The following is a 15179-nucleotide window of genomic DNA, read 5'->3' as shown; positions in this document are numbered from 1 at the left end:
TATCCGTCGCTGGTTTTCAGTCAGGTGATGCTTGCTGGCTTCGGCATGGGTATACCGGCGGCGGAACTCGTCGGATCGGGTACTGGGTCTCGTGACGTGCGGCGGCCGGGCAGAGTCCAAGCGCGAGCGCCGAGGAGCGCCAGCGCTGCTGGTAGCAGGACTCCGCGAACGATTGTGGCGTCGATGATCACGGCGACCGCCATCCCGACTCCAAGCATCTTGTATTCGATCGCGCCGAGGGTGATAAAGACCGAGAAGACGCCGGTCATGATGACGGCGGCGCTGGAGACGACGCCGGCGCTGGTGCTGATGCCGCCGACGATCGCGTCGTGGGCGGTCGCTCCGGCGGTCCACCGTTCGCGGATCCGGCTGAGGATGAAGATGTGGTAGTCCATGCTCAGGCCGAACAGGATGACGAACATGAACAGAGGCTGCCAGCCGACCACCCCGCCGTACGGGGTGAAGCCGAGCACCGAGGTCAGGTGGCCGTCTTGGAACACCCAGGTCACCACGCCGTATGCGGCGCCGATCGACAGCAGGTTCAGCACGATCGACACCGCCGGGATCGCCACCGAACGGAACGCCACCATGAGCAGGATGAACGCCATCACGAGGACAAATGCGTAGACCAGTGGGCTGCGGTCGCGCACCACGTCGGTGAAGTCGTGGGCGAACGCTGTCCGTCCGGCCACCGCGTACTCGATGCCGTGAACCTTGCCGAGGGTGGCCGGCAGCACGTCATCGCGGAGGGCATTCAGCGCGGCGTTCGATGTGGCGTCGGTGCCGCCGCCCGGCAGCGGGACCCGCACCACCAGGGCCTGGTCGACCTCGACCACGGCGACGGGCCCGGCGACCCGCCGGCGCAGTTCGTCGATCGCCTGCCGCGCCGCCGGACCGTCGACATCGCTGCCGTCAGTGCGCCATATGACCACCCGTGATGGCGTAGCCGCACCGGGAAACGCCTCCTGCATCCGGATCGCGGCGTCGACGGCGGGCACGCTTCGCGGCAGGCTGTCGGTCACGGCCGCGTCCTGCAGCCGCATCCCGAGCGCGGGTAGCGCCACGACAACGAGTGCCGCACTCGCAACGCCGCCCCAAAGCAGTGGACGCCGCACCACCGAACGCGCCACCGCCGACCATGCGCGCGACTGCGCCGCAGCGGTTCGCCGCCGGCCCAGCCACGGGACCCGGCCGCTATCCACGCGCCGCCCGAGCAGGGAAAGCAGCGCTGGCAGTACGGTCACCGAACCGGTCATCGCCAGGCCGACGACGAGCACCGCGCCGACGGCAAGGCCCTGTAGGTTGTCGAGCCCGGTGAACAGCAGCCCGCACACGCACAGCATGACGGTGAGCCCGGAGACCACCACGGCGTGCCCGGAGGTACGCGCGGTGACCTGCAGCGCCTCGGTGATGCCGCGGCCGGCGACGCGTTCTTCCCGTACCCGGCGAATGTAGAACAGCGAGTAGTCGATCCCGACCGCCACCCCGATCAGCAGCACCATCGAGGAGGCGGCGCTGTTGATCGGCATCCAGTGCCCGATGGTCTGCAGGAACCCGAACGTGCCTGCGACGGTGGTCGCCGCAAGCAGCAGCGGGATGCCCGCCGCGACGAGGGAGCCGAATACGACCAGCAGGATCACCACGGTCAGCGGCAGCGAGATGAGCTCTGAGCGTTGGAGATCGTCTTGGACGGCCTGGTCGACCGCGACCGACAGGCTCCGGTCGCCGGCCTGCGCTACCCGCATGTCTGGGTGCCGGGCGGTCGCCGCCTCGATCACGCCGACCGCTGTCTCGTACTTGGCGACTCGCTGATCATCGCTTCCAGCCACCTGGAAGGTGACCAAGCCGGACCGGCCGTCCTGGGAGAGCAACTCCACGCTGTCCGCTGCCAGCGGCGACCGCAGGTCGGCCACCGCACCCGACTCCCGCAACGCGGTGACAAGATCTTCCATCGTGGCCCGCGCCGCGGGGTCGTCGAGCAGCCGCGGTGCACCGGAAGCTCGTGCCTGCACCAGGACGCTCTCGCGGATGGGCTCGTAGACCTGCTGCGCCCGCAATGCCTGTTGGGCGCGACCGGAGTCGCCCGGGTCGACGGAACGAGCCTCATCCCCTGGAATCAGCGCGCTCGACAGGACCGCGAACACGACGAGCGCGAGCCAACCGAGCACCGCGAGGTACCGATGGCGGATCGACCACCCGGCGACTCGCTCGATGAGCGGACCGCCGGGTTTGCTTCTGGGCAGCATGAAATGCTGTCCTTTCGGTGAAGGAACGTTCCGGAGAGAACTCGCCCTTGGGCGAGGCGGTGCGTCTTTCACCCGGGCCGTCGAGTTGCACCTCGACGGCCCGGGACCTACCTGGCTACTCGACCTGCTTGAGGACCCGCTCGATCGAGGCGAGCCGGGACTGCGTCTGCCCAAGTTGATCGTCGATAGCGGCCAACCGCTGCTCCGTGGCCTCCTGTAGCTGGACCGCCCTCTCGGCGAGCTTGCGATATTCGTCCTCGCGGGCGAGGGCTGCCTTCGCCCGCAGCGTGGTGGCCACCTGTACGATGATCACCGCGATCACGGTGGTAATGAACGCGAAGATGCCGACGGCCCCGACCACTTCGGCCCAGTCGTTTCCGCTCATGACTCCTCCACCGGCTCTGGCGTCGTAAGCGACTGCGCCGCGACCGCGATGGACTGCGGCGTGAGCGTGTAGACAAACTCGTTGACTTCGTAGAACTTCATCGCTTTCCCGTCTTCGGAAAGCTCCAGGTGCGCCGATACCAGACCGGCTGCCTCGAGCTTGCGGAGGTGGACCTGCAGCAGCGCCCGGCTGATGCCGAGCTCGCGGGCCAGCTGGCTCACGTAGTTGCGCTCCCGAGCCAACGTCGCGACGACCCGCAGGCGGTGTGGGCTGGCCAGCGCCGCCAGCACCTGTAACAGATCGTCCCCGGCCATCCCAGGAGCACTCATAAGCGGACCCTGCACATGCCAAGAGACGTTAGCACGTGCAGTGCAACGACACTACCCCGCGTCTTTCACTCGCCACAACGGTGCTCAACACCGCGGAAACACCTTCGAGCCGGACCAACCACAGCAATGCACTCTTTCTATGCCGCTGACCGCGCGCCCAGGGGCAGTGCGCCGCTGAACTACGTGTCACGCGAGCACGGGCTCCATGCGATTCAGGGTCAGGATCCCCCTGGGCTCGCGACCACACCCGGCGTGCCTCGGCACCTCCACGACTACGCCGCCTCGACACACTTCTTCATCGAGCATCGCCAGGCGCCACGAAGGCCAGCATTCGGACAGTTCTGATATCCCACATCGCCAGCAGACATCACCCGAGCCGTCGCCGAAGCCGTCGAGCCGGGTGCCGTCCTCGACGGCGAGCTGGTGGTGTGGGAAGGCGAACGAACCAACTTCGCCCACCTGCAGCGACGAGTCACCGCCGGCGCGCAGCTCCCCGACATCGCCCGACGCCACCCCGCGCACTACGTCGTCTTCGACCTGCTCAGCGCCCCACCGGGCCGACCGCTATTGGACCGGCCCCTGCACGAGCGACGTGCCCTGCTCACCCAGTTGCTCGCCGGCGCACCCGCCCAACTCACCCTGTCCCCACAGACCGCCGACCTCGACCAGGCCGCCGAATGGTTGACGACCTGGACCGCCGCGGGCATTGAGGGCGTCGTGATCAAACACCTCGACGGGCGTTACGAACCGGGCCGACGTGGCTGGCATAAAGTCCGGGCCTACCGCACCACCGAAGCCATCATCGGCGGCGTCTCCCCCAGCATCGAAGGTCCCGAGACCCTCTTGCTGGGCCGCTGCGATCAGCATGGACGGCTCCGCTACACCGGTCGAACCAGCCCTCTACGACCCGCACAGCGCGCCGAACTGGCCGCCCTGCTCACGCCCGTCGACCCGCAGGGGTCACACCCCTGGCCGCAACCCCTGCCCGCCGCGTGGACCGGACAACTCGACCGGCCCCAACCCTGCCGTACTCCCCCGTCACTCCCAGCATCGTCGCGGAAATCGACGTCGACACCGCCTACGAACATCACCGGTGGCGACACCACGTCCGCTACTTGCGTTTACGGGCGGACATGTCGACGTTTGAGGTGCCGTTGTTGATCGAGTGATCTAGAGCTGAACGTCAGCCGTTCGCTGGCCCGTGTTCCTCGCTGCCAGTCGACCTTGCCGGGCCGCCTGACTGGAACTCGCGCGAGCGGCTTGCATCCTGTACCTAGGTACAGGCCTACCGTCTGAGCATGACAGAGATGAGGACCCTGGGTGAGGGGTCGTGGGTGCCGCAGGAGTGCACGCTGCCGACGGTGGAGCAGCCGTTGCGGCTGGCCGAGTTCGATGACCTGTTCGCCTCAGCGGTGGTCGGGATGGAGCGCGTTGACCGGTTGCGGGTGCGGCTGGAGCTGCGGCCCGCGCCGACGGTAGCCGGACGGGCGGCGGACCTGGTTACACGGGAGACCGGGTGTTGCTCGTTCTTCACCTTCACCTTGACCGCAACCGGCGGGCAGCTCGCCTTGGACGTCGCGGTGCCGGAGGGTCACGTCGACGTACTCGACGCTCTCGCCGCACGCGCCGGGCTCCAGGAGGGCGCGTGAAGCCGGGGTTGCGGTCGGGGCAGGTAGCGGAGGCGGCGGGGGTGAACCAGCAGACGTTGCGCTACTACGAGCGGCGAGGTCTGGTGGCCGAGCCGGATCGGACGTTGGGTGGGCATCGGCTCTACCCGCCGGAGACTGTCACGATCCTGCGGGTGATCAAGACCGCGCAGCGGCTCGGGTTCACCCTGGATGAGGTCGCCGATCTACTGGACGTGAGTGTTCACCGGCATGGTCGGCGTCCCGAGGCCGGGTTGCAGGCCCGTGCGCAGGCGAAGCTGATTGAGGTGGAGCAGAAGATCGCCGACCTGTCGGTGATCCGGGACACGCTACGTGAGGCTGTCGCCGCTGGCTGCGACGACCTGGTTGCCTGCGCGGAAAGCCCATGCTGTCCGCTTCCGTTCGTGGAACTAGCCAAGGGAGCTGATCGTGTCGAGGGTTAATCCGCGTCGATTGTTGCCGTCCGGGTTGACCGGGTTGGCCGGCGTCGCGTGCGCGGCATGCTGCGTGCTGCCGCTGCTGCTGGCGGCCGGGCTCCTCGGCGGTGCCGGCTGGGCCACCGCCACCCGGGCGATGCCCGGCGTCGCGGTCGGTTTGGCAGTCGCGGCAGGCGTCGCTTGGTGGTGGGCAACCCGGCGGGTCCGCCGGCACCGCACCGGATGTGCTGGTGGGGACTGTGCGTGCGCCGAACCGCCTACACATCGGTCGCCGGAGGAGACCTCGGTCGGGTCCTCGTCGTGACACTCGGGCGTTCCCTCGTCTTTCTTCGTCCTGGCTGCGGTGGCCGAGATCGGCGGGGCCTGGCTGGTCTGGCAGGGCTGGCGGGAGCATCGCGGGTTGCTGTGGATCGCCGCCGGGATCGTGGCTCTCGGTGCGTACGGATTCGCGGCGTCGTTGCAGCCGGATCCGAACTTCGGTCGTATCCTGGCCGCCTACGGCGGGATCTTCGTCGCCGGGTCCCTGGCCTGGGACGTGGCTGCTCATTCGCTACCCGCATCACCCCCGGCCAGGCAGCTGACACCCGGCAACTGATCCCGCTACTGCACCAGGTCTGGGCACCCCGACCCGGTGATGCCGGCAGACCACGCATGCGACCTGACTCGGTGACCGGCGACATGGCGTACTCCTCCCGAGCGAACCGGAGGGCTCTAGGGCATTACCACCGTCATCCCCGAGCCCAACGACCAGATCGCCAACCAGAACCGGCGGGGACGACGGGGCGGCCACCCACCGACCTTCGACACCACCGCCTACAAGCGCCGCAACCAGGTATCGAACGCGGCTTCAACCGACGCAAACACTGGCGCGGCCTCGCCACCCGGTACGACAAACTCGCCACCCATTTCCAGGCCACTCTCAACCTGGTCGCAACCCTCGACTGGCTACCCGCCATCCCCGACCAACATGATCTACGAGACAGAACTAGCCGGATCTAGGCCGCCGTAGACCAACGCTGGTGTGCCGCGCCTCGCGGAATGATGCCCAGGCGTCCGCTACGGGACCAACGTGCCCGAGCTTGTCGGGGTTGTTCACCGTGCGGATCGTCTGGATCTGTCCGTCGAGTATGTCTAACGTCCAGGTGCTGAGAACCTGGCCGTCCCGGTCGCGGAAGACTGCGCCCGGCTGGCCGTTCACCTGCTGCGCCTCCACGACGCCACCGCTGCTGATCACCAGCGGGACAAACATCGCCAGCACCCGGATCACCTTCTCGACGCCAAGGATGATGGGCTTGAATTGTGGGGCCTTACCGCCACTGTCGCCGATCATGTGAATGTCGGCGGCCAGCAGCTCGGTCAGACCGTCGACATCCCCTTCCCGGAAGGCGTCGAAGAACCGTTCGGCGAGTTCCTCGCGTTCCCTCCGGTCGGCATCGAACCGAGTCCGGCCCGCGTCCATGTGACGGCGCGCCCGCACCGCGAGCTGGTGGCACGCCGCCTCCGAACGGCCCACCGCCGATGCGATCTCCGCGAAGCCGAAAGCGAACACCTCCCGCAACACGAAGACCGCGCGCTCGAGCGGGGTGAGCCGCTGCAGCAGGAGCAGGGCCGCCATCGACAGCGAGTCCGCCAGCTCCGCCGACCGCGCCGGATCCTCGTACGGGTCGGTCAGCAGCGGTTCGGGGAGCCATGGCCCGACATACTCCTCCCGCCGGACGCGGGCCGAGCGCAGCACGTCGATCGAGATCCGGGTGACCACGGTCGACAGGAACGCCCTAGCCGACCCGGGCTGGGTGGCGGTGGCCTGGTAGCGCAGCCAGGTCTCCTGGACTACGTCCTCGGCCTCGCTCACACTGGCCAGAATCCGGTAGGCGATCGAAAACAGCAGCGGCCGCAACTCCTGGAACTCTTCGGTCTTCCTCACACCGCCCCCTCCTTGAATCGCTGCCGCCACAAGGGGCGGCAGAACTCCCAATTGGAGAAGCAGCGCCCCTCGACCATCAATTACCACTGCCTGTTGGCCGGCCAGCAGCAGGGCCCGGCACCTGCGGACCGGCCATGTCGCGAGGCACGTAGAACATCCCGCTGTCCAGGGCCGCCATCACCAGGGCACCGAACCCTCCTCGCTGAAGAACCCGGCAGTCGGTCCGTCCGAGCCGAGCGAAGCCAGCCGCACCACGACTGCGGCGCCCTGCGCGACCGTAAGGAACCCGGTGTGGTTGTTGCTGTCCGTGTCGACGAAGCCGGGGGCGACTGCGTTGACCAGGACGCCGTCCTTTCGCAGCTCATTGGCGTACTGCACGGTGAGCGCGGTCAGCGCGCTCTTGGACGGCGAATACGCAGCCGACGGCAGCAGCGCCGCGAAGGGCCCGTCCGGATCGCTGGTAAGAGCCAGCGACGCGGCGTGACTGCTGACGTTGACGACGCGCGGCGCCGGTGACCGCCGCAGCAGCGGCAGCATGGCGTTGGTCACCGCGATCACCCCGAAGACGTTGGTCTCAAACACCGCTCGGACCATGTCCAGGTCGACGGAACTGGGGACTTGATCGCGGGCGTCTTCGGGTGAAACCTGCCCGGAGCCGGTGATGCCGGCATTGTTGATCAGTACGTCGAGGTAGCCGAAGCGCTCCTCGATCCGCTTCGCGGCCTCCTGGACGGTGGCCTGGTCAGTGACGTCCAAGGTGACCGCGTGCGCGTCGCAATCGGCCGCGCGCATCGCCGCAGCGACCTCCTCGCCGCGCCGCGGGTCTCTGGCGCCGATCAGGACCGTCATGCCCAGTGCAGCGAGTTGCTCGGCAACCCCACGACCGATCCCCTTGTTCGCCCCGGTGACCAGCGCGACCTTCTGGTGGGTCGTCTCCTCGCTCATGACCTGCTCCTTGTTGTCGAGGCGGTTCATCTCAAAACCCGTCTTCGCAACCTGAGACGAGATAGCCCGACCATCTCTGACATGCGGACAGGACCAACTCTTCACGGTCGAGTTGGTCTGGTCGCGCTGGCCCCAGCGCCGCATGGGATAGCCCTGCCGAGCGACACACCGTAGGGGGCGCCGCCATGGCTGCGGCCCCAGGCAATTCGGACCATTCTGAAATCCGACGGCGCCGACCGGAACGGTGAACGTGCCGAGCCAGCGCTCGGGGCATATCCAGCAGACATCACCCGAGCCGTCACCGAAGCCGTCGAGCCGGGTGCCGTCCTCGACGGCGAGCTGGTGGTGTGGGAAGGCGAACGAACCAACTTCGCCCACCTGCAGCGACGAGTCACCGCCGGCGCGCAGCTCCCCGACATCGCCCGACGCCACCCTGCCTTCCGGTTGCGTCCACCCGCGGCCGGCCCGGCCCTCGTCGTCCCCGTCAAGAGCCATTGGTGGTCCGCCGTCGTTCGTCATCGTTGCTACAGGCGCTGCTACACGCCCGCTGGCACTACCCCGCGTCGATCCGGGTCGCTAAGGGCGCGGGCGTTCCTTGTGCCCGGCTTCTAGGAGTTCGATCATCTCGGCGATGCGTCGGGGCCGTTGCTCGGGTTGGCGTTTTGTGGCGTCGATCCACCGTAGGTATGCGCGCCGGTAGAACTGGGCCAACGAGTCGAAGAACGCGCCAGCTTGCGGATGCGCGTCGAGCGCGGCGGCCACGTCTTCGGCGAGGTCGCCGCGTTGGGGCCCTTCGGGCTCGATGGTCACGGAGACGGTGTCGCCGGCGGCCAGGCCGCAGCACCGTAGCCAGGCCGGGCCGAGGGTGAACCCGAAGGCATCGCCCGCTGGTTCCACCACGGCACGCACACCCATGCCGTTGACGGTGCCGCGAATGTGGTGGGCGGGCTTGGCTCCCCAGACGGTGTCCGGGTTGAAGGGGACCGGGATCAGGACGCGGCCGCGTGTGGCTGCGGTGACCGTGGCGGTGAACTGTTGATTTTTTGCGGAGCCTTGCATTGAGGCACCTCGTGTCGGGTCCGGCGGCGGCGGGGTGGTGATGGTGCTGTCGGCCTCAGGCGAGCAGCGGTTCGAAGATGTCGCGGCCGAGCGTGACGGCCTGGTTCTGGTCGAGAACAGTGGCGGCCAGGTGGGGATGGGCGGTGATCCACGCCTGAGCGTTGGGCGCGCTCGTGAAGAAGTTGATGGTGGAGCAGCAGGTGTCCACGGAGCCACCAGCGCCTCCGGTGGCTGCGTAGACGACCACCGCTTCGGCCGGCTCGTAGGTGGCGGCACCGTTGGTGATGGTCACGCGGACCGGTTGGTCGGTGTGCGGATCAGCGGAGGTGATCGTTGCGTCGGTACCGAGCATGAACGGCATGCCCAACGCGTCGATGGCGCACATCGCGAACACCTCGACATCGCCGAATGAGACCACGTGCGGCGTTGGCGTTGGGGAGAACGGGTAGGCCGCGACCAGACGCCCGGCGCTGTCGACAGCGACAAGGTCTTCCCGGGCGAGTTCGCGCAGCGCGTTAGCGGTGTCCAGGTCCGGGGCGCCGACAGCAGTGCGGATGTCGGCGTCCGTGGGGACGGTTCCAGTAGTGGAGAAGTGGCGGAGGATCGTCTGGTGCACCTGCCGGAGGCGGTCGGGCAGATGCTCGGCGCGGCGGGGTCGGTCGGTCCGGATAGCGTTGCCCGGCTGCGCGCAGCAATCCACCGGGCTCGGCTCGGCTGCGGCGGTGGCGGGTTCGGGGCCCATCGCCTGGCGCAAGGCAGCACGAATGCGCTCGCCCGTGGGAAGGTCCAGGCGACAGGCCGCCGACCCGTCACCGGTGCTGCCCATCACATCTAAGCCGTTGACCAGGATCGACGGTGACGGATAGTCCCCCACCACCTCGGTGACAACCTCCGGCGGCAGCCCGACGTCGGCCAGCGCGGCGCGCAGCTCCTGCCGAGCCGGGCCAAGGTTCGGACACTCGGGCACGGAACGAAGCTCAACAGCAAGCTGGCGCTCTGCTGCTGCGGTCATCACAGCCCCTTTCCGTCTGACCGGTGGCATGAGGCACACCGCTTGGCCGTTACGGCTCTACCGGTACCAGACTGGACCTTCCAGTGCAGGGGAAGGTCAAGGCGCGACGGCAGGAGGCCACGAATGCGGATCGGGGAACTCGCCGACGCAACCGGCATTACTACCAAAACGCTACGCTTCTACGAAGCCAGCGGCCTGCTCCCACCTGCGGGACGTTACGGGAACGGCTACCGCGACTACGACGACGAGGCGGTCGCGCGGCTCGACTTCATCCGCCGCGGTCGCGCCGCCGGATTCACCCTTGCCCAGATCCGCGACATCCTTGCCGTCCGCGACGCCGGCAACGCCCCCTGCGGACATGTACGCGAACTGCTCGCCCAACGGCTCGACGCCATCGACGCGCAGCTGGCCGACCTGCACGCCCTACGCTGCACCGTGGCTCAGCTTCACCAGTCCGCCGCCGACGCCGAACCGGACACCTGCCCACCCGAGCAGGTCTGCCGATACCTGTAGCCGCTCTGGCTCCGAGCTTCTCCGGACGTTGACGCTCGTCGCGGGCCGCCCGCGGAGGGCCGTAAGGCGCATACAAGTTTCACCCAAATGCCGGTTAATAGGCCATGGGGTCTCAGGGCCTACGTGACACTCCGCCGTTCGTAGTACCCCTGAGGCCAGAGTCGATGAGCTGATCTGAATCGGCGGCGGCTTGAAGGCACCGACGGACCTCTACGTCTTCCCGACGGGGTCACCAAGGCGGGGCCGGCGGGCTCCAGGATTGGCGGCTTGCTGATAGTTGTGCCCTCCTGGGGCGGGCGGACCGTATCGTCAAGCTCATCCAAGGGCCGATCCGTGGACAGTGGAAGCGGGCGGTAGCTGTGAGGATCGCGACGTTCAACGCCAACAACCTGTTCTCCCGCTGGTCGTTCCAGGCGGAGCTTTCCCGGACCGTGGCCAATCCCCCGCTCGCCGAGATCGCCACCGACGCTACGCCGGACGCAACAGGCGGGCCGAGCAGCGAGCAACCGTCAGTGGTCGAGGTGGTCCTGCCCGACGGCACCCACATGAGCGGAATTCTGCGCACCTTCCGCGGCAGACTCGTGAAGGGCAAGGACCCGAAAGCCCGGGCGTGGATCGCCCGACGCATCGCCGCCCTGAACGCCGACGTGCTGTGCCTGCAGGAAGTCGAAGACCAAGACGCCCTTGACACGTTCCACCGCGACGACCTGCGCCCCCTGGGCATCGACTACCGCTACCGGGTCGTCGTAGAGGGCAACGACCCCCGCCGCATCGACGTTGCCATCTGCTCCCGCCACCCGATCACCCGCATCAGCTCCTGGCGGTTTTGGCCCAACCCTGCCGGGGAACCGGTGTTCGGCCGCGACCTCCTTCAAGCCGAGATCGCCGCCCCGGACGGTAAACCGTTGCACGTGCTCGTCAACCACCTCAAGAGCAACTTCATCACCGACGAACACACCCTCAGCCCCGCCGAGGTCGCAGCCGCTCGAAAAGCCATCGCCGAACGACGCCGCGACCAAGCCACGGCGATCGCCAAGATCCTGCGCCGACAGCGGCTGACCCGCCGCGTTGTGGTCACCGGCGACTTCAACGACGCCCCTGAGGCCGAGACCCTCGCCGCCCTGCAACAAGCAAACCTCACCGAACACATCCAACGCGGCACCACGATCGCCGGCCCCAACCGCAACGGGACCCTCATCGACGACAAGTTCGCCGACCTGTCCCCCACCATGTGGACACACCGGCACCGGGCGAAGGGCGTCACCACCTTCGCCCTCTACGACCAGATCTGGACGACCCCCGACCTGACCGTCACCGCCGCGCACGTGATGCGCCGCACCCAGATCAGCGGTGATGGGTCCGACCACGACCCCGCATACATCGACCTTGCCGTGAGCTGAGGCTGAACCGTTTACCAGAGACCCCGCCAGTTATCGGGCACCCACGCGCCGCAACGTCGACACCTGCACCCGTTCGACCGACTTCGATCTATGCCCCAGCCCGCTTGACTGGAGCTGTCCATTTACGGCAGGGGCCAGCAGACCGTTTTGTCGGATGCAGCTGTGCCGCGGTGGAGCCGCCGCCGGGACCGCCACGGTGATGTTCACGCCAGGGGCGCTGATCTCCGGCTTCAGCGCGGAGTCACCGGCGCCAGGGCCGCAGCTCGAGAAGTTGGCGATGTAGCCCCTGTCGGCGACCGCGACCGCGGCCGCGCTCAGCGCCGCGACGGCGGTCCTCGGTGAGCCGACTGGGTGAACGCCGTAACCACAGCCGTCCTTGCCCGCCGCGATGACGAAGAGCGCCCCGGTCTGGGCCGACAGGTCATTCACCGCGGCTTCGAGCGGGTCGACATCGGGTGGGTCGATGCTGCCGAGACACATGTTGCCGGCACCACCAATACCCCCTGGTCCGCGTCGCCGGCGCCGCTGGGCGATCGAGGAATGCTTCCAGCAGGCCAGAACTGAAACCGGCCTCGACCACTACCAGGTCCGCCGTTACGAGGCTTGGTACCGCCACATCACCCTGACCACCTTGCCGTCACGGCCGCCGCAGTGGGAGAGGACGGCAACATCCCGACGATGGGCTCATCTCCATCACCCTCGCAGAGACCCGCCGTCTGCTGGCACACCTGATCAACCAGCGGCGCTGTCGCAACGTCATTGATCGATGGTAGCGATGGCGCCGACCGGGCATTGTCGTGGTGCGCCGAGCACTCGACGAGGTGGGCCTGGCGACGGTGCGGATCACCGTCCGAGTGGTGGCCAGCCAGGCTGAGGCCGAGCAGCTCGGCTTCGTCGGCTCACCCAGTGTCCTTATCGACGGCCAGGATCCGTTCGCCGAACCCCACCACCGTCCGGCGATGGCATGCCGGCTCTATATCGAGGACACCGGCGTGTCAGGCGTACCACCGATCAGACGCCTACGCCGAGCGCTTAAGGAGGCCGCCGATACCACCGCGCGATGACCTCTCCGCGCTGACCGGCACGGCTGCACGGTGCCGATACTCGACGGGGCTCCGTCTCACGGCAGTGGCGAGCGGAGCCAGCGTTGCAGGTAGGTCACCAGCCCAGTCATGTCGGTGCCGCCTGACCGGTAGCCGATGTGACCATCGGGGCGGATCAGATACAGGCCGCTGGAGCCGGGGGCCAGGCCGAGCTGTCGCAACGCGTGGGCGGCGGTAGCCGCTTCACTCGCGTCGGGTTCGGTCAGCCAGTGCACGTCGAGCCGGTCGGAGTACTGCTGACTTAATGTCACGGTCTCGCCGCTCGACCAGGCGGGTGGCGGCCCGCACAGCAGCAGGTGCCACCTGGGCGTGGCCGTGAGCCGGTGGAGCGTGCCGCCTTCGGGGAGCGGGGCGTTGGGCAGCCGGTCGCCGGGTCGTGGACCGGTGCGCGATGGACGCGGCCCGTCCACCGACAGCGGACTGTTCCGGTAGCTGATGCCCAACTGCGAAACCGTCCGGAACGCGGAGGCCCGCACGAACCGGGACGCGAGCACGACCGGGATGAGAGCGGGGGCGATCCGGGTACGAGCGAACCGGACGGCAGGGTTGGTGGACGTCGCGACAGTGAACGCCCGGTCGCTGAAGCGCAGCACCATCCGACCGACTGGCGCCCGTTCCGTCTCGTAGGTATCCAGCAGCGTCGAGGTGGCGCCGCCCCGCAGGGCCTGGGCGAGTTTCCAACCGAGGTTGACGGCGTCCTGGATGCCGGTGTTCATTCCCTGCGCGCCGGCGGGGCTGTGGATGTGCGCGGCGTCGCCGGCCAGGAACACCGACCCGGCCCGGTAGTGGGTGGCGGCGCGGTGGTGCAGCCGAAAGTTGGTCATCCAGACAGGACCGTGCAGCCGCACAGTCGCGGCGGTGTAAGTGTCGGCGAGTGCCTGCACCTCGTCGAGGGTGACCGGGGCGTCTGGTGAGACCACCTCGGCGGGCGGTCGCATGACCAGCAGTCGCCAGGTGCTCGGGTGGCCGAGTGGGAAGAAGAACAGCATCCCCCGCTCGGACAAGAACACGTGCGCCGTCCCCGTGTCGAGGCCGTCGGCCTCCAGGTCAGCCAGGACGAACGTCTGCGGATACGCGCCGCCCTCGAATCCGATCCCGGCGAGGTGCCGCACAGCGCTGTGCGCGCCGTCGCAACCCACCACATACCGGGCCGCCACCCGCTCCGCCCGGCCGTCTCCGTGCCGCAGCATCGCCACCGCACCGTCGGCGGCACGGTCCAGACCCACCAGCTCGACACCCCGTTCGATATCAAGCCCCACCGCCGCGAGGTGCTCCCCCAGGATGCGCTCGGTCTCCGCCTGCGACAGGAACAACAGATACGGATACGCGGTGCCGGACAAACCCAAGTCAAACAGCGGCACGGTACGTGCCCGCCCCCGTGCGTGCAGACGCAGTCGCACCGCGCGGTTCCCCACGGCCACCATCTCATCGGTCACCCCGAGACTGGCGAGGACCTCCAGAGTGCGCGGCTGAACCGCCAGGGCACGGGACTCGTGCACCCGGTCGACAGATCGATCTACCACCCGGACCCGCACACCCAGGGCGGCCAACTGCCCGGCCATGGCCAGTCCGGTTGGCCCCGCCCCGACCACCAGAACCTCGACGGCGCTCACCGGACATCGACCCGTCGAGAGCCGATGATCGCGACCGGTGCCTCCAGCGGGCCGGCTGAGGTACCGAACGCGATCACGTACTCAATGCCGACCATCCAGATCCCCTGGCTCGACGCGCGACTGACCGTCACGACCTGACGGTAGCCCCAGCTGCGTCATCGACGCGATCTGCCGACGAAACTCATCCGGGGATCGAACGTATGCCCTGGTGCTTGTGCCAGCCTTGCCAAACAGCCGCGCGCCGTTGATCTCGGCAAACGCGGTGAGAACGATCAGCGACAGGAAGCAGCCGAGCGCTGGTGGGCGCCGAGACGCCCCGCGGCCAGCGGCGACCACGCCTTCCGGATTGAGGTGGCCAAGGTGGCTCATGTCGAAGCTGGTTGGGCGTCGGGTACATAAGAGTTACCTCTGGCCTCGTCCCGGATCTCGTCGCCACTGACTTCGACGGGAAATTGCGTCGGCTCGGCACGATGGGCGTTCAGCCCCCTCTGCCTGATCAACTCGGCACTGACGCTGAACGACCTGCTCGACGCGGAGGCCGACGCCCGGCGCCGCCGGTAGAGCGCC

General features: G+C 68.0%; 17 protein-coding genes and 2 pseudogenes. 8 read left to right on the top strand and 11 right to left on the bottom strand.

Going from position 1 to position 15179, the window contains the following annotated elements:
- Positions 1 to 20: 20 nt before the first annotated feature.
- From OG470_RS22815 to OG470_RS22800, 4 genes are all read right to left on the bottom strand, one after another.
- Complete coding sequence (locus tag OG470_RS22815) at positions 21 to 2246, bottom strand: MMPL family transporter (protein WP_328415270.1); 2226 nt, start codon at positions 2244 to 2246, stop codon at positions 21 to 23.
- Between the two features lie 115 nt (positions 2247 to 2361).
- Positions 2362 to 2631: a hypothetical protein gene (locus tag OG470_RS22810; RefSeq protein WP_328415268.1), complete on the bottom strand. Its 270-nt coding sequence runs from the start codon at positions 2629 to 2631 to the stop codon at positions 2362 to 2364.
- Positions 2628 to 2960: an ArsR/SmtB family transcription factor gene (locus OG470_RS22805; RefSeq protein ID WP_442930944.1), complete on the bottom strand. Its 333-nt coding sequence runs from the start codon at positions 2958 to 2960 to the stop codon at positions 2628 to 2630. The genes OG470_RS22810 and OG470_RS22805 overlap by 4 nt, the downstream gene beginning before the upstream one ends.
- Positions 2961 to 3146: 186 nt before the next feature.
- A complete protein-coding gene (locus OG470_RS22800) occupies positions 3147 to 3482 on the bottom strand; it encodes a hypothetical protein (RefSeq protein ID WP_328426857.1) in 336 nt (111 codons plus the stop codon).
- Here OG470_RS22800 and OG470_RS22795 point away from each other — a divergent pair.
- The 4 genes and pseudogenes from OG470_RS22795 to OG470_RS22780 form a co-directional block, all read left to right on the top strand.
- Positions 3384 to 4121, top strand: a complete 738-nt coding sequence (locus tag OG470_RS22795) for an ATP-dependent DNA ligase (protein WP_328415264.1) — start codon at positions 3384 to 3386, stop codon at positions 4119 to 4121. The genes OG470_RS22800 and OG470_RS22795 overlap by 99 nt on opposite strands.
- 137 nt (positions 4122 to 4258) lie before the next feature.
- Complete coding sequence (locus OG470_RS22790; protein ID WP_328415262.1) at positions 4259 to 4609, top strand: hypothetical protein; 351 nt, start codon at positions 4259 to 4261, stop codon at positions 4607 to 4609.
- Complete coding sequence (locus OG470_RS22785) at positions 4606 to 5049, top strand: MerR family transcriptional regulator (protein WP_328415260.1); 444 nt, start codon at positions 4606 to 4608, stop codon at positions 5047 to 5049. The genes OG470_RS22790 and OG470_RS22785 overlap by 4 nt, the downstream gene beginning before the upstream one ends.
- A 328-nt stretch (positions 5050 to 5377) precedes the next feature.
- A pseudogene (locus OG470_RS22780) lies at positions 5378 to 5575 on the top strand (YnfA family protein); the annotation flags it as partial.
- 453 nt (positions 5576 to 6028) lie between these two features.
- Here the strand turns inward: OG470_RS22780 and OG470_RS22775 are convergent.
- The 4 genes from OG470_RS22775 to OG470_RS22760 all read right to left on the bottom strand — a co-directional run bounded on the left by OG470_RS22775 (position 6029) and on the right by OG470_RS22760 (position 9983).
- A complete protein-coding gene (locus OG470_RS22775) occupies positions 6029 to 6967 on the bottom strand; it encodes an RNA polymerase sigma-70 factor (protein WP_328415258.1) in 939 nt (312 codons plus the stop codon).
- Between the two features lie 177 nt (positions 6968 to 7144).
- On the bottom strand, positions 7145 to 8431 hold the full coding sequence (locus OG470_RS22770; RefSeq protein ID WP_328415256.1) for an SDR family oxidoreductase: 1287 nt from the start codon (positions 8429 to 8431) through the stop codon (positions 7145 to 7147).
- A 57-nt stretch (positions 8432 to 8488) separates the two neighbouring features.
- Positions 8489 to 8971, bottom strand: a complete 483-nt coding sequence (locus OG470_RS22765) for a YdeI/OmpD-associated family protein (RefSeq protein ID WP_328415254.1) — start codon at positions 8969 to 8971, stop codon at positions 8489 to 8491.
- Between the two features lie 55 nt (positions 8972 to 9026).
- Positions 9027 to 9983 carry an alkylmercury lyase family protein gene (locus OG470_RS22760; RefSeq protein WP_328415252.1) on the bottom strand — a complete coding sequence of 319 codons (957 nt, stop codon included), beginning with the start codon at positions 9981 to 9983 and terminating at the stop codon, positions 9027 to 9029.
- Positions 9984 to 10106: 123 nt separating this feature from the next.
- Between OG470_RS22760 and OG470_RS22755 the strand changes: the two genes are divergently transcribed.
- On the top strand, positions 10107 to 10496 hold the full coding sequence (locus OG470_RS22755) for a heavy metal-responsive transcriptional regulator (protein ID WP_328415250.1): 390 nt from the start codon (positions 10107 to 10109) through the stop codon (positions 10494 to 10496).
- A 359-nt stretch (positions 10497 to 10855) separates the two neighbouring features.
- A complete protein-coding gene (locus tag OG470_RS22750; RefSeq protein ID WP_328415248.1) occupies positions 10856 to 11896 on the top strand; it encodes an endonuclease/exonuclease/phosphatase family protein in 1041 nt (346 codons plus the stop codon).
- 30 nt (positions 11897 to 11926) lie between these two features.
- Here the strand turns inward: OG470_RS22750 and OG470_RS22745 are convergent, their stop codons facing one another.
- Positions 11927 to 12376, bottom strand: a complete 450-nt coding sequence (locus OG470_RS22745; protein WP_328415246.1) for a S8 family serine peptidase — start codon at positions 12374 to 12376, stop codon at positions 11927 to 11929.
- A gap of 23 nt (positions 12377 to 12399) precedes the next feature.
- Between OG470_RS22745 and OG470_RS37350 the strand changes: the two are divergent.
- Positions 12400 to 12628: pseudogene (locus OG470_RS37350) on the top strand (IS701 family transposase); the annotation flags it as partial.
- 104 nt (positions 12629 to 12732) lie between these two features.
- Positions 12733 to 12960: a hypothetical protein gene (locus OG470_RS22740; RefSeq protein ID WP_328415245.1), complete on the top strand. Its 228-nt coding sequence runs from the start codon at positions 12733 to 12735 to the stop codon at positions 12958 to 12960.
- Between the two features lie 56 nt (positions 12961 to 13016).
- Here OG470_RS22740 and OG470_RS22735 read toward each other — a convergent pair whose 3' ends face one another.
- Positions 13017 to 14612, bottom strand: coding sequence for an FAD-dependent monooxygenase (locus OG470_RS22735; protein WP_328415243.1), 1596 nt, complete (start codon positions 14610 to 14612; stop codon positions 13017 to 13019).
- Positions 14613 to 14693: 81 nt separating this feature from the next.
- Positions 14694 to 14981, bottom strand: coding sequence for a hypothetical protein (locus tag OG470_RS22730; RefSeq protein ID WP_328415242.1), 288 nt, complete (start codon positions 14979 to 14981; stop codon positions 14694 to 14696).
- Between the last annotated feature and the right edge of the window lie 198 nt (positions 14982 to 15179).

Origin of the sequence: Micromonospora sp. NBC_00389 (assembly GCF_036059255.1) — a bacterium.
In the GTDB taxonomy this organism is placed as follows: Bacteria; Actinomycetota; Actinomycetes; order Mycobacteriales; family Micromonosporaceae; genus Micromonospora.
Note: the sequence above shows the minus strand (reverse complement) of the source record. Positions and strands in the feature narration are given on the sequence as shown.

What these genes read in the sequence shown, in the direction of transcription:
- OG470_RS22790 (WP_328415262.1), top strand. Translation starts at nt 4,259, where the DNA reads ATGACAGAGATGAGGACCCTGGGTGAGGGGTCGTGGGTGCCGCAGGAG.
- OG470_RS22770 (WP_328415256.1), bottom strand. Translation starts at nt 8,431, where the DNA reads ATGACGAACGACGGCGGACCACCAATGGCTCTTGACGGGGACGACGAG.
- OG470_RS22765 (WP_328415254.1), bottom strand. Translation starts at nt 8,971, where the DNA reads ATGCAAGGCTCCGCAAAAAATCAACAGTTCACCGCCACGGTCACCGCA.
- OG470_RS22745 (WP_328415246.1), bottom strand. Translation starts at nt 12,376, where the DNA reads ATGTGTCTCGGCAGCATCGACCCACCCGATGTCGACCCGCTCGAAGCC.
- OG470_RS22805 (WP_442930944.1), bottom strand. Translation starts at nt 2,960, where the DNA reads ATGAGTGCTCCTGGGATGGCCGGGGACGATCTGTTACAGGTGCTGGCG.
- OG470_RS22760 (WP_328415252.1), bottom strand. Translation starts at nt 9,983, where the DNA reads ATGACCGCAGCAGCAGAGCGCCAGCTTGCTGTTGAGCTTCGTTCCGTG.
- OG470_RS22755 (WP_328415250.1), top strand. Translation starts at nt 10,107, where the DNA reads ATGCGGATCGGGGAACTCGCCGACGCAACCGGCATTACTACCAAAACG.
- OG470_RS22815 (WP_328415270.1), bottom strand. Translation starts at nt 2,246, where the DNA reads ATGCTGCCCAGAAGCAAACCCGGCGGTCCGCTCATCGAGCGAGTCGCC.
- OG470_RS22730 (WP_328415242.1), bottom strand. Translation starts at nt 14,981, where the DNA reads ATGAGCCACCTTGGCCACCTCAATCCGGAAGGCGTGGTCGCCGCTGGC.
- OG470_RS22810 (WP_328415268.1), bottom strand. Translation starts at nt 2,631, where the DNA reads ATGAGCGGAAACGACTGGGCCGAAGTGGTCGGGGCCGTCGGCATCTTC.